The 11,788-nt window shown below is 63.9% G+C and carries 12 protein-coding genes and 1 pseudogene; 7 read left to right on the forward strand and 6 right to left on the reverse strand.

The genetic code is table 11. The annotated features are described in order from the left end of the window. Window positions 1–153: 153 nt before the first annotated feature. The 3 genes from KBY77_RS16220 to KBY77_RS16225 form a co-directional block, all read right to left on the reverse strand. The gene (locus tag KBY77_RS16220) at window positions 154–453 is read right to left on the reverse strand and encodes a 2Fe-2S iron-sulfur cluster-binding protein (RefSeq protein ID WP_255106752.1); all 300 of its coding nucleotides are present in this window, start codon (window positions 451–453) and stop codon (window positions 154–156) included. Between the two features lie 45 nt (window positions 454–498). Further along, window positions 499–810, reverse strand: a complete 312-nt coding sequence (locus KBY77_RS16860) for a hypothetical protein (protein WP_399213116.1) — start codon at window positions 808–810, stop codon at window positions 499–501. A gap of 205 nt (window positions 811–1,015) precedes the next feature. Continuing rightward, the gene (locus tag KBY77_RS16225; RefSeq protein WP_255106754.1) at window positions 1,016–1,405 is read right to left on the reverse strand and encodes a hypothetical protein; all 390 of its coding nucleotides are present in this window, start codon (window positions 1,403–1,405) and stop codon (window positions 1,016–1,018) included. Between the two features lie 185 nt (window positions 1,406–1,590). On the opposite strand from KBY77_RS16225, the gene KBY77_RS16230 reads away from it, so the two are divergent. From KBY77_RS16230 to def, 4 genes and pseudogenes are all read left to right on the forward strand, one after another. Further along, a complete protein-coding gene (locus tag KBY77_RS16230; protein WP_255106756.1) occupies window positions 1,591–1,809 on the forward strand; it encodes a CP12 domain-containing protein in 219 nt (72 codons plus the stop codon). A gap of 88 nt (window positions 1,810–1,897) precedes the next feature. Next, the gene (locus KBY77_RS16235) at window positions 1,898–2,593 is read left to right on the forward strand and encodes a response regulator transcription factor (RefSeq protein ID WP_255106758.1); all 696 of its coding nucleotides are present in this window, start codon (window positions 1,898–1,900) and stop codon (window positions 2,591–2,593) included. Window positions 2,594–3,365: 772 nt separating this feature from the next. Further along, window positions 3,366–3,595: pseudogene (locus tag KBY77_RS16240) on the forward strand (AbrB-like transcriptional regulator); the annotation flags it as partial. A gap of 24 nt (window positions 3,596–3,619) precedes the next feature. Continuing rightward, window positions 3,620–4,261, forward strand: coding sequence for a peptide deformylase (gene def, locus KBY77_RS16245; RefSeq protein ID WP_255106760.1), 642 nt, complete (start codon window positions 3,620–3,622; stop codon window positions 4,259–4,261). Between the two features lie 22 nt (window positions 4,262–4,283). Here def and KBY77_RS16250 read toward each other — a convergent pair whose 3' ends face one another. Beyond that, window positions 4,284–4,544 (reverse strand): hypothetical protein, encoded by a 261-nt coding sequence (locus tag KBY77_RS16250; RefSeq protein ID WP_255106762.1) that lies wholly within the window; start codon window positions 4,542–4,544, stop codon window positions 4,284–4,286. A gap of 66 nt (window positions 4,545–4,610) precedes the next feature. On the opposite strand from KBY77_RS16250, the gene KBY77_RS16255 reads away from it, so the two are divergent. Beyond that, window positions 4,611–4,856: a hypothetical protein gene (locus KBY77_RS16255; protein WP_255106770.1), complete on the forward strand. Its 246-nt coding sequence runs from the start codon at window positions 4,611–4,613 to the stop codon at window positions 4,854–4,856. A 15-nt stretch (window positions 4,857–4,871) separates the two neighbouring features. Here the strand turns inward: KBY77_RS16255 and KBY77_RS16260 are convergent, their stop codons facing one another. Next, entirely contained in the window at window positions 4,872–6,485 is a 1,614-nt protein-coding gene (locus KBY77_RS16260) for a serine hydrolase (RefSeq protein ID WP_255106764.1), read from the reverse strand. Between the two features lie 179 nt (window positions 6,486–6,664). Beyond that, window positions 6,665–8,005 (reverse strand): DUF6880 family protein, encoded by a 1,341-nt coding sequence (locus KBY77_RS16265; protein ID WP_255106766.1) that lies wholly within the window; start codon window positions 8,003–8,005, stop codon window positions 6,665–6,667. 134 nt (window positions 8,006–8,139) lie between these two features. Between KBY77_RS16265 and KBY77_RS16270 the strand changes: the two genes are divergently transcribed. Continuing rightward, window positions 8,140–8,862, forward strand: coding sequence for a triacylglycerol lipase (locus KBY77_RS16270; protein WP_255106773.1), 723 nt, complete (start codon window positions 8,140–8,142; stop codon window positions 8,860–8,862). A 155-nt stretch (window positions 8,863–9,017) separates the two neighbouring features. Continuing rightward, on the forward strand, window positions 9,018–11,399 hold the full coding sequence (locus KBY77_RS16275) for a S8 family peptidase (RefSeq protein ID WP_255106768.1): 2,382 nt from the start codon (window positions 9,018–9,020) through the stop codon (window positions 11,397–11,399). Window positions 11,400–11,788: the final 389 nt, after the last annotated feature.

Raw genomic sequence — 11,788 nt, forward strand, 5'->3', positions numbered from 1 at the left:
GGCAGTTTTTGGCACCCGAAAGGGTGAAATCAGGCCAAGCCAACCTCAGATCCGCCAAAAATTGTTCATTCCGAGCAAATTGCATCCTTGGCCCTTCTTTCAGGGCTCGTTGCCCAGAGGCTCCTTAAACGTGCTGGCTAGGGCTGACGAAACTCAATAGAGAGCCGCCTCCGCATGGGTTTCGACTGTGCAGTCTGACGTAGGGAAAGCTACACAAGTGAGCAAGAAACCTGCCGCGATCTGGTCCTCATCGAGGAAAGCCTGATCATCCTGGTTTACGCTGCCACTAATCAACTTACCGGCGCAGGACGAACAGGAGCCAGCGCGGCAGGAAATCGGCAGATCAATATCCTGATCCACCGCAGCATCGAAGATCGACTGATGGTCATCGCAGTCGAACGTGCGATTCAGACCCTCGTTGGCGTTGATGAGCGTGACCTTGTATGTGGCCATAGAAGCAGGAAGGGCGATTGGGTCCAGCCTGTGCCGGATCGCTTATCAGCTTGCTTCAACCGGTGGGATAATAGACAGTCCCCATCCGGGGATAGTTTGCCCCATCTGATCAACTGGTAGCCAGTTTCCAGACTTGCTGCGACAAGGCAGTTCATCCTTAAGGTCGCTCACACAGAATGTGGTGCCGAGGTTCTGTTGCGCAAGTGCCCATTCGGGGATATCAGCTTCAACTGAAATCCGCGAGACGTCTGCTTGGACCGAATCATGCAGCTCCGCTCCCATGATGCCATGAGTCCAAATGTCAACCCGACTCTCTGAAGGACAACAAAATTGCCAATCCTCAAAGGGGAAAACCACCTTCTCCTAGAAGAAGGCCTCTGGACCGATACAACGCAATATCACCATCTGGCCACTGGTGGTGTGGCAATGACAGGTGTCCAGCGTCATGATTACATCAGTGGTCATCACAATGCCGATCATGCCAAGCAAGAATATTCGCAAATCGTACAGGCTTGCCTATTGTCCCCAAATGGGGGTAGTGAGGGTGCCAGATCGCGACCGATCAGGGCCAGGCGATGAAACTGACCGGTTCATATTTGGCGATCGTGATGCGCCAGGCCCTGATCGCCAGGCCCCGAAGGCTGCTCAGAAACGCTTCCGTATCACCACCGGAGACCCAGTTCGCCTTGAGCAGAGGCAGTTGTTCGCTCATCACATCCATCGGAAGTTCCACCAGCAGCAAGCTGGGGTCCCCTGCAGCCCGCTTCAGAGGGCCCTCCTCGCTGCGCTGCCAGAGGCGAAGCAGCAATTCCAACGCCAGGGTGCGGCCGTCATCGCCGGGATCAGTGGCGTCGGCAGCTGCTGCTGACTGGGATTTGCCCGTGAGCGGCAAGGCCCGTTTGCCTGCAAATTCCACCAGTGCCAGGGCAACAAGATAGGGAGCGTCGGCCATGGAATTCATCCCTAGGAGCTGTTCCACACTGCCCGATCGCGGGCAACGAGCCGATCAGGCGCCATAAGCAAAAGTACCTCTACCCTTAGAGGGAGACCAGCAAACGAGAGCTTGGACGATCAATCCAAGGATCGACATGGCTACATTCGCATGGCCAACTCGGCCCCCCGTTGGGGATGTGTTCCATGGCCACCATCGGAGACCAGCTCCAGACCTATCGCGCTGCCCTGGTAGAAGCCAAGGCAAAGGACGAACAATCCATAGCTCGCAAGATCGAGCAGCAGATCAAGGAACTTGAGGAATTCCAGCAGCGCCACCCTGAAGAGGCGGAGGCGCCTTCCCCGTTTGAAGTGTTCTGCGACCTCAACCCCTCCGACATCAACTGCCGCGTCTACGACGACTGAAACGCGATCGGTTCGCGGGCAGGGCTTCCGCACTCCTAGGGTGTCCCATGGCGCTCTTCAGTTCCCATCCAGGGGCAACCACAGGAGAATGGATCTGACCCTCTTTCTGGCCAATGCCGATCATGGGACCCAGGAGGAGGGTCTTGATACCATCAAGATTCCGGGCCGTGTCGCAGTAGCAGCTAAAGGACGCTTTCTGCTGAGGGCTTTGTGCCGGAGCTTTGGTGAGTTTTCCCGCATCACCTGTGCAGCGACCGATCAGGAGACATGTCTTGACTACCTGGCTGCAGAAGCCGACGATCCCTATGAGCTACTTGTCTGCACCGATTATCTGGAAGCCGGCAACGGTTTTGATCTGGTGCGTCAGGCACGCAAGCTCCATCCCAAACTACACGCTGTGGTCCTGGCATTGGGGGATGCGATTCCTGCCGAGTGCATGGATGCCCCGTGGTTGGAGGCCGTCGTGGCTGAAGCCGATTTTGTAGACGATCAGCAACCGCTGCAGGCTGCGGTGATAGCTGTGCTTGGCGGACACTCCTACCGTAGCCCCTCCTTGCGAACGGGCATCCTGCCATACCTGAGCTGTCCCCGGCTTACCCCCCGCGAATATGAGGTTCTTGACCTACTCGCCAGTGGCCTCAGCGATCGTGAAATCGCCAAACGTCTGGTGGTGAGTGATGAAACCGCCCACACGTACACCAAGCGGCTGCTCCAGACACTTGACGTGCACAACCGACTACAGGCGGTGCTGAAGGGAATGCGTTGCGGCATGGTTCAGATCTGACGGGCACCTGGCACTGAGGGTTTTCTCACCAGGGTTGGTGATCCTGTCGGCGATGATTCCCTGCTGGTCATGGCCGAACGCGGGAAGCTGATCAGCAGCTGGCGATGGTGCCTCTGACCCTTGAAGAGCGCCGCGCGGCAACTCTTGTTGAGCGGCAGCCGCAGGCACGAGCTGCTCACGCTCATAAGCGCGAGGCTTCAGCTCCGCCATGCCTTCACTGCAGTTCGCAGCGGCTGAAAATCAACTGTCCCCAAGCGGGGGCATCGCCCTATCGGGCAGCTGCACGAATCTGAATGGTGTCCAGATCGTGGCTGCCATGAGCCAGCAATCCATGAACAGTTGGGAATGTCCCGACGTAAAACGGGTGATTCTTGGTGTAGCTCTCGGCCTGCCACCCACCTTCCTGTTGTTCTTCCACGTCCTGCCGAGTCTCACCAACGGTCTGTCCCTCTGGCCCCGGCCCACTGTTGAGCATGCAAAACCCACTCTGCCCGCCGCGAGTCTCCCTCTTCGGGCATCGCACTCCCACGGTCATGAATGAGGGCCTCTTTATCTGAACCTCCCCCATGCGGGGCCAATTCCGGCAGCGGATGAGTGCGCCCGCGACCAGGATCTACTGCGACAGGCTCACCCGCATCAAGATCGAAACAGTGATGAAGAAGCCTGCAAAAGGCTGCACCTCTGGTATAATGAACAGCCCCACACAGCCACACCACTGGCATTGGCAAACTCACCTATTGCACTATTTGATGGACTGCTGCCCTACATTGATAGGGACGGCAGCGAGCGAATGAACTTCACGGCCCTCTATGAGGCGTTACTGGAAGCCAAGGTGCCCGTAGCCTGAGCTGAATCGCCAAAGTGCAGTTCAACGCCAACCTGCTGGTGGACATGGCCCATATCAGCATGCTGAGCCACAATCTGGGTGATGAGTTCGAGATCAAGGTTGGCAAGAAGCAGATCCGGCTGATCCCGGTTGGCGCCAGCAACGAAGAGGATTGATGATTCCGGAATTGAGAACCACCCATGGCAGTGCGTGCAGTCCTGCGGCTCGGTGATCCACGCCTCCGGCAGGTGTCCCGACCCGTTACCAGGTTCGGGACAGCCGACCTGTTCGCCCTGATCACGGATCTCCGGGACACGATGGCGGCCCGCGATGGGGCAGGCCTGGCCGCTCCGCAGATCGCCGTACCACTGCGAGTAGTGATCTTTGGCATCACCCACAACCCGCGCTATCCCGAGGCGCCCCCGATCCCTGAAACGGTGCTGATCAACCCGGAGATCACCCCGATCGGCGAGTCACGGGATTCAGGCTGGGAAGGCTGCCTCAGTGTGCCGGGGCTCCGAGGACAGGTTGCCCGCTGGCGGGCGGTTCACTACCGAGGCTTTGATGGTGAGGGACAGCCGATCGAGCGATCCGTGGATGGATTTCACGCCCGCGTGGTCCAGCATGAATGCGACCATCTCGATGGCGTGATCTTCCCTGATCGGCTGGACGACACACGGAACTTTGGCTTCACAGAAGAGCTCGAGGCCAGTGGTCTGCTGCCAGGCAACCAGTCAGCGGTGCCCGGCAAGCCGCTGGGCAGCCTCGATGCGATGCGCCGGCAGCTGAAGCAGCACTCGGCGCTGGAGGATCTCGGCCCTATGTTCAGCCCGAAGGCCTAGGCACGCCAGCCCTCTCCACCGGCTAGAGACCCGCCTTGCCTCGACCACGCCACATTCCCGCCGCGTAGCCGATCGCCGGCAGCAGCAGATCAGGCCGCAGGGGCAACTGCAGCACCAGGGCGATCCCAACAAGCCAGGGCAGGAGCAGCAGACTTGCATAGGCCAACTGGCTGCCCCGGGAACGGCGCGCCAGGGAGCCCGAGCGCTGCACCAACTGCGGAACGCCTTTCCCCAGGCCGTACCCCAGCAGCACGGTGAGAACGGTTAGCAGAATCACGCCCATGTGTGGGAAGCAGCCGACCGGAGTCTGCTGCCGGAACAGTCAGAATCGATGCAAAGGATCTTCACCATGCTGCTGCCCAACCCCTTCTGCCCCCTCACTGCCGCCAAAATCGCCGGGCTGCAGGCCACGGTGCTGCTTCTGCTTACCTGCCTGATCAAGGCCAGAATCCAGATCAAGGCTGCCTCGGCGCTGGGACTGTTCCTGCTGGCCCTGCAGACCCTTGTGTTCCTTGCCGCCAGTGGGGCGCTCGGCCTGGCAGCCCTCGCCGCCGGGGCCGTTGCCCTCAACCGCCGCACAGCCCAGACCGTGTGACGACCCAGCCTCCGTTCATGGGGCGACTGGTGGGTTCTGGCGTTGGAACACGCCCTGGCCGTCGATGTTCAGATTGTCGATCTGGACGCGGCTGGCTGGGCCATTGCCGCCGACGCTGAAGGCGACGGCACTCGGTCCAGCGGCGTTCTCGCCGCTCGGTTGATAGCGAAAGGTGTCACCACTGACGTGGGTGAGGGTGTAAGCCCTGCGCTGGGGGCCAAGCTCCAGCACAAGGCCACTGCCCTGGGCCTTCACGGCGATCACCCCCACGAAGGCATTGCTGTAGGTGCCGCTGTAAACCGCCAACGGCCGCGCCGGGCCGGGGTTTGCTGGCTGGGGCACCCGCGGATACTCCTGCCGGGCGATCTGGGCGAACATGCCACCCAGGGGTTCGAGGTAGTCGAGCTCGACCCTCCCGAAGCGAGCCAGATCGAGGAAGCTCAGTGCCACCGTTTCAGGCACCCCGATCGGCTGGCTGTTGGTGAGCACAACGATGCCGAGCGATTCGCCCGGTAGCAGATACGCCGCCGTGGCGGCACCGAGCTCGAAGCCACCTGAGTGGCTGAGCTGCACGGCGCCCTGGTCGGTGCTGCTCACATTCCAGCCCAGGCCGTAGAAACCGGTGCGGTACACGGCTGGATCCCGCGAGGGTGCGCTGGCGATCAGCGGGCGGTGGGTTTCGGCCAGGGCGGCTGAGGCCACGATCTGACGGCCGCCGGCCGCGGCTCCCAGACGCCCTCCCGCCAGCTGCAGCCGCAGCCACTGGGAGAGGTCGCGCGCTGTGGAACTCACCCCACCGGCAGGCGACTGGGCATCAGGGTCCCGCTGGTAACGAGCCACCCAGCGGCGGCTGGCCACTCCCTTCGGGGTCTCCCGCACATGCAGGACGGCGCGGTTGGGGACATCGATCAGATCGGCGTAGCTGGAGCTGGTACGGCCCATGCCCAGCGGTCGATAGAGCCGTTCCCTGGAGAGCTCCTCCCAGCCCTGGCCGCTGGCGTTCGCCGCCGCGATAGCGCCGGCAGTGAAGCCGAAGTTGGTGTAGTTGAAGACGGCCCTGAAGCGATTCCCCAGTGGCAGCACCCCCAGTCGCTGGAAGATGGTGGCGCGATCAAAGCCGATGTCCTCCAGCAGGTCGCCAGCATGGTCGGGCAGGCCACTGCGGTGCGAAAGCAGATCCCGCAGGCTCACCTCCTCAGCGATGGCGGTCGGGCCGAGGCGAAAGCCGGGGAGATCCCCGATCACCGGATCGTCCCAACGCACCCGCCCATCCCCCACCAGGGCTGCGACCACCGTGCTGGCGATCGGTTTCGAGAGCGAGGCCAGCTGAAAGACCGTATCGGGATCCACTGCCCCGGACTTGCCGACCTCCTGCAGCCCGTAGCCCTTGAGGAACACCACCCGGTCGTCGTGGACCACCGCGATGGCCATGCCCGGCACCCCCGTCTGCCGCAGGATCTGCGTGGCGAAGGAGTCCAACCTGGGCAGTGCCGCCGACACCTTGGCCGTGGTCACCAGTTTCGGCGGCGGCGGCGGACCGTCGGTGGCGGTGATGGCGGCAGTGGCAGTCAACAAAGGTGCCGGACTGATCACGGCAACACCGAGCACCAGGCCCCCCAAACGGGGCACCAATCGGTGCCGCAGCAGCATCCGAGTCGCAGTCGGGAGTGGTTGACGCTGCATCACCGAGAACACGGCAAGAACCTCTGCAAGCAGGAAACTTGGTCGGCGAGCCGAAAATCCGCAAGGCCCGGGGCCCATGTGAGGGGAAACGGTGAGAGCCGATTCATCTGTCCATAGTCCGGCTCCTACCTCTCCAGCAGTTGCCAGAAGCTCCACTTAGTCGCGAAGGCCTCCCGCAAACGACCCGTGAAACTCTCGTGGCTCTCAACCCCCTGCCACTCATCAATTCTGGCGGACAGCTGCTCGCAGGTGCGCAGATGTTCGGCGGCGTAGCGATAGCGCTTGGCCCGACCGTTCGACAGGGCGAACACCACCAACGCCCGCAACAAAACTGTGGCAGCCAGTGGTTGGTCGGCACTGAGACGTTCGGCGGCGGGGCTGCAGATCTCGTAGGCCTCCCCGTCCCACTCCGCCCGATGCTCGATCACGTAGCGGGCAGCCCGGGGCAGGGCGGGCCAGGCCACCAGGAACTGCAGGGCCAGCAGCGGCAGCGCGTGCCCTTCCGCCAGCTGGAAAGCCCGCTCCTCGGCGTCCACGTCCTCGAAGGCCTCGAGCCGCTTTAGATACTCGCGCAGATGGGGGATCGACAGGGTTTTGCTGAAGCTGTGCCAGCGCAGCTGCTGGGCTTCTGCCCCCCGCCCGAGTGCTTCCATCGCAGCGATGCGGGCATCGTCCCAGTCGGGGGAATGCCAGGTGTTCGCGCCCTTGGCGGCGCCATCCAGCACGGCCAGGGCCTGCTCCGGCCGGCCCGCCGCCAGCAGATGACGTGCCACGTCGGCGGCGGTGTTGGGCCAGGTGAGCTGGCTGGCGTTGAACTGAGCCAGGTAAGCATCGACATCACCGCTGCACTCGGCGATCTGCAGCAGGGCGGCATGGCCATCACGGGCTCCGCGATCGCGGCAGTTTCGCTCCAGCCGCCGCAACCCCTGCTCGCCAAGGGTCTCGGCCAGGGCTGGAATCAACTGATCGAATTGGCCGTATCCATCGTCGGCCAGCAGGTCGGCCACCTGCTCCGCCAGCGTTTCAGGCTCCACCTCGGCTGCGGTGGCGATCGGCCCCAGGTCGGCAACCGCCTGCCGGAACACTCCGATCACGGTGCCGGTGCTGTCGGAGCAGCGGTCGATCACCCCATCGGCCAGCTGCAGGAAGCGCACCAGCAGATCAAAGGCCAACGGCGGATCCGCCTTGGCGATCGGCCCGGTGATCGCCTGGCGCTGGGCCTCCAGCTCCGCCACCATGGCCTTGCGTTTGCGTGAATCCACGTAGGTGCTGGAGCGTGCAATGGCCGCGAGGCGCTTGCGCACTTCCTGGGCGGCTTCGCTGGCCCCCTCAGCGGCGGCCAGGGCCAGGCGCAGACGCCGCTGGACCACGGCATTGCCACTGCTCAGCTCCATCAGCAGCTCGGCGAGGGCTGCCGCCCCGAGGGTTTCCAGGTTTCCGGCGTTGAGGGTGCGCTTGCCGGCCATGGCGTCAGGGGAGCGCAGGGAGCAGGTCGAGCGCTGCCTCGACCCGACAAGATCTGCCCATTGAAGCTGGCTACAGGCTGAGCCGACCAGGCCATGGTGGGAGACCATTTCCCAGGCGACACCAAGCGATGCCCATGCCAAGGCAACCGATCGTGATCCTCGGTGGCTTCCTGATCAGCCCGGAGGCCTATGCCCCGATGGTCGCCAGGCTCCAGCAGCTGAGCGGCCAGCCGGTGCGGCTGGTGGCCGTGGGCAAAGCCGAATGGCTGCTCACTGTTTTTGCCTTCGCCTGGGCGCGGATCCTGGATCGGGTCGCTGCAACTGCGGCCGAGCTGGCCCGGCAGTCCCCCAGCGGCAGGGTGACACTGATCGGCCACAGCTCCGGGGGGATCATGCTGCGGCTCTACCTGGATGACGCCCCGTTCCAGGGCCGCAGCTACGACGGCAAGGCCCTGGCCGACACGCTGGTGATGCTGGGCAGCCCACACACAGCGCTCAAGGCCACGGTGCTGCGCCAGATGGTGCAGCGTCGCCTGCCGGGATCGCCCTTCGCCGATCGGGTGAGGTACCTCTCGGTGGCGGGGGATCTGGATCTGGCGAGCGCCAGCCCCATGGCCCGGCGCCTGGCGCCGACGGCCTACCGCAACAGCAGCGGCGATGCCCACGACCGTGGCGACGGTCTGGTGCCGGTGGCCTCGGCATTGCTGGAGGGCTCCACCCAGCTGGTGCTGCCCGGCGTGGGCCATGGCGGCGCCTTCGGATCCTGCTGGTACGGCAGCCCGGAAGTGGTGGAGAACTGGTGGGCCCTGGCTCAGGAAACCGGATTGAGCCTTGCTCCCAGCAGCACAGATCAGTAGCCGCGCCGGGGGTCCTCGCTGCGGCAGTCCAGAACGTCAGGGGATTGCTCAAGAACGATGACACCGCCAGCGGGCCATGGTCTGCATCGGGCTGGCCTGGCTAGGGCTGTGAAGGCATGAACGCCCAGAAGGGTCCTTTCTCTGCCTGTGATGCCATGACCGCCCCGAAAAAGCCATCGGCCCGGACCCGCGCCAGCAAGGCCACTGGCGCAGTGGGGACCGCCGCCGCCCGCACGGTGATCTATTGCCATGGCATCTCCAACATGCCCCCCGAGGGAGTGCTGCGCTCGGAATGGGACCGCGCCCTGTTCGGGGCTGATCAGGGAGAGCGCACTCGCATGGCCTACTGGGTGGACCGGGAGCGCTATCCGGAGGCCGCGGGCTTTTCCGCCCGGGCCATCGGCGACGATCGGGCCACGTTGCAGGCGCAGTCGGCAGAGCTGCTGGCCGCCTCGATTCAAGACAGTGACTGCACGGACGAGTCGGCGGCCTTTGTGGCGTCGGTGACGAAGCAACTGACAGAAGCCGCCCAGACGGTGGCCAGGGAGGGGGCGCCGATGGGAGGGGCCGCAGCGAAGTCGGTGGAGGCCAAGGGGCTGTGGAGCCCGGTGACGGCCCTGTTCACCCAGGCCTTCCTTGCCGATGCGAACGATTTCCTCTTCAACAGGGCCAAGCGCGAGCGCATGGTGCAGACGGTGAAGGACCGGGTAACCACAGGCGGCGGCCCCTTCGTGGTGATCGGCCACAGCCAGGGGAGCATGGTCACGTATCAGGCGCTGATGGAACTGGGCGCAGAGTTGACGGTGGATCTCTTTCTCACCATCGGCTCACCCCTGGGGCTGCCTCAGGTCACCGACGTGCTGCACAAGTGGCATGGCAGGAAGCTGCCGATCCCCGCTGGCGTCAAGCGCTGGGTGAACATCGCCCAGGACGGCGACATTGTCTGCCTGGATCAGATTCTGGCCAATGACTACAGCGCCCCCGGCAAGCCCGCCGTGGTCGATCAGCGGGTGGAAGGCATCGTCTGGCCACCCAGCAAGGCCCACTCTGCGAGCCGGTATCTCTCGCGCCGGTTCACCCAGGACACGGTGATGGAGGCGTTGGACCGCTCCCGTTTCCAGCCGGTGAGCCCGATCACGGTGGCGCGCAATCTGGCCGATTCCCTCGATGCGGACGCCACGGCGCGGGTGCCGGTGCTGATTGAGCTGGTCGACCGCCCCAGCCTGGCCGGCAGCTCGGCAGCCACTGACGAGAACCCGACAGGGTCCATCGAGTGTGCCCGGACCGCGGTGCTGGCCTGGATCAGCGAAAACGTGCTTAAGGAACCGATCACGGCCGACACGATCCACCTGGAAGACCAGCTGGAGCGCTACGTGTCAGTGAATCTGACCCGCGCCGAGGTGGAAACCCTGGCCGCCGCAATGGGCCAGCACTACGGCGCCACCTCCCCGGCGGTGTACCGGATGTTCAGCAACAGCAGGAAGACGGCCCTGATCCGCGAGTCAATCCATACGGTGCAGGCCCGCACCGCCCAGCTGGGGTACAACGCCTACGGCCAGGGAATCACCTGGGCCGTGCTCGACACAGGCATCGACCGCCACCATCCCCATTTCCACAATCCGGTCTTCGCCCCGGAGGGAACGATTGCCGCCGAGTGGGACTGCACGTCCCGGGGGCCGGCGCTGCCCGGCAGCGGCAACGACTCCCACGGCCACGGCACCCACGTGGCCGGGGTCATCGCCGGTGGACTGCAGGCGGTGGGAGGCCCGATGGGGCCGGACATGCTGGCGATGGCGCCGAAGGCCCGCCTGGTGACCTACAGGGTGCTGGCCGACAACGGCAGCGGGTATGACGCCTGGATCATCAAGGCGATCGACCACATCTGGAAGCAGAACCAGCTCGGCCGCCGCCTGGCGATCCAGGGGGTGAATCTGAGCCTGGGGGGCGCCTTTGATCCGGCCAGCTTCGGCTGCGGCGATTCACCGCTGTGTGCCTCCCTGCTGCGGCTGGTGCGCCAGGGGGTGCTGGTGGTGCTGGCGGCTGGCAATGAAGGCAGCGGCGACATCGTGGTGGACGGCTCCAGCTCCACCCGTTCCTTCGACCTCTCGATCGGCGACCCCGCCAACCTGGAGGAAGCCATCGCCGTGGGATCGGTGCATCCCACCCTGCCCCACCGCTACGGCACCTCCTATTTCTCCTCGCGGGGCCCCACGGCCGACGGACGCCTGAAGCCCGACGTGGTAGGTCCTGGGGAGCGGATCCTGTCGTGCCGAAGCAGCAGCGACCCCAACCGCAGTGCCGAGCGCGACCAGGGCAAAGGGCTCGATGAGCTCTACATCGCCCTGTCCGGCACGAGCATGGCGGCGCCCCACATCTCCGGCCTGTTGGCCGCCTTCCTCTCGGTACGCAGCGAGTTCATCGGCTATCCCGAGCGGGTGAAGAGGATCCTCCTGGACCACTGCACCGACCTCAAACGCGACCGCTATCACCAGGGGGCGGGCCTGCCAAACCTGTCAAAAATGTTGCTGGAGACGTAGATGTTGCTGGAGACGAAAAGGAGGGCGAAGCCGCCCGCCCTCAGGCCCGAACTACTGATCTGGTGAGTTTACGTATCCGTGGCTGCTTGGTCTGTTGTTTGACGCTGAGAGGCTCATATCATCGCCAGGCAGAAGACCTGGTCTTCATGCCTCAAATATTGCTCACTTCTCACTGCTCACATCTAATGGATCACCGCTCATAGTTCACTGCTGGGCAAGAGAAGCCGGTCAGCAGCAAAGTGCAGCAGTGGACGCCAGAGCTTAGGGAAGCTCTGGAAAACCCGAGCCATCCGCACGAAAATACCCCTGTAATCGCAAGCGCGGACTGGGTTCATGGGCAGCAAGCAGCTCGGATTCGGTGATTACGAGCAAGCCACGGCCAAGAAGCG

Origin of the sequence: Synechococcus sp. Cruz-7E5, from assembly GCF_024345995.1 — a bacterium.
Lineage (GTDB): Bacteria > Cyanobacteriota > Cyanobacteriia > PCC-6307 > Cyanobiaceae > Regnicoccus_A.

Excerpts from the sequence above, each read along its gene's own strand:
- KBY77_RS16230 (WP_255106756.1), top strand. The coding sequence starts at position 1,591 with ATGGCCACCATCGGAGACCAGCTCCAGACCTATCGCGCTGCCCTGGTA.
- KBY77_RS16250 (WP_255106762.1), bottom strand. The coding sequence starts at position 4,544 with ATGGGCGTGATTCTGCTAACCGTTCTCACCGTGCTGCTGGGGTACGGC.
- KBY77_RS16225 (WP_255106754.1), bottom strand. The coding sequence starts at position 1,405 with ATGGCCGACGCTCCCTATCTTGTTGCCCTGGCACTGGTGGAATTTGCA.
- KBY77_RS16275 (WP_255106768.1), top strand. The coding sequence starts at position 9,018 with ATGACCGCCCCGAAAAAGCCATCGGCCCGGACCCGCGCCAGCAAGGCC.
- KBY77_RS16220 (WP_255106752.1), bottom strand. The coding sequence starts at position 453 with ATGGCCACATACAAGGTCACGCTCATCAACGCCAACGAGGGTCTGAAT.
- KBY77_RS16235 (WP_255106758.1), top strand. The coding sequence starts at position 1,898 with ATGGATCTGACCCTCTTTCTGGCCAATGCCGATCATGGGACCCAGGAG.
- def (WP_255106760.1), top strand. The coding sequence starts at position 3,620 with ATGGCAGTGCGTGCAGTCCTGCGGCTCGGTGATCCACGCCTCCGGCAG.
- KBY77_RS16270 (WP_255106773.1), top strand. The coding sequence starts at position 8,140 with ATGCCAAGGCAACCGATCGTGATCCTCGGTGGCTTCCTGATCAGCCCG.
- KBY77_RS16255 (WP_255106770.1), top strand. The coding sequence starts at position 4,611 with ATGCTGCTGCCCAACCCCTTCTGCCCCCTCACTGCCGCCAAAATCGCC.
- KBY77_RS16265 (WP_255106766.1), bottom strand. The coding sequence starts at position 8,005 with ATGGCCGGCAAGCGCACCCTCAACGCCGGAAACCTGGAAACCCTCGGG.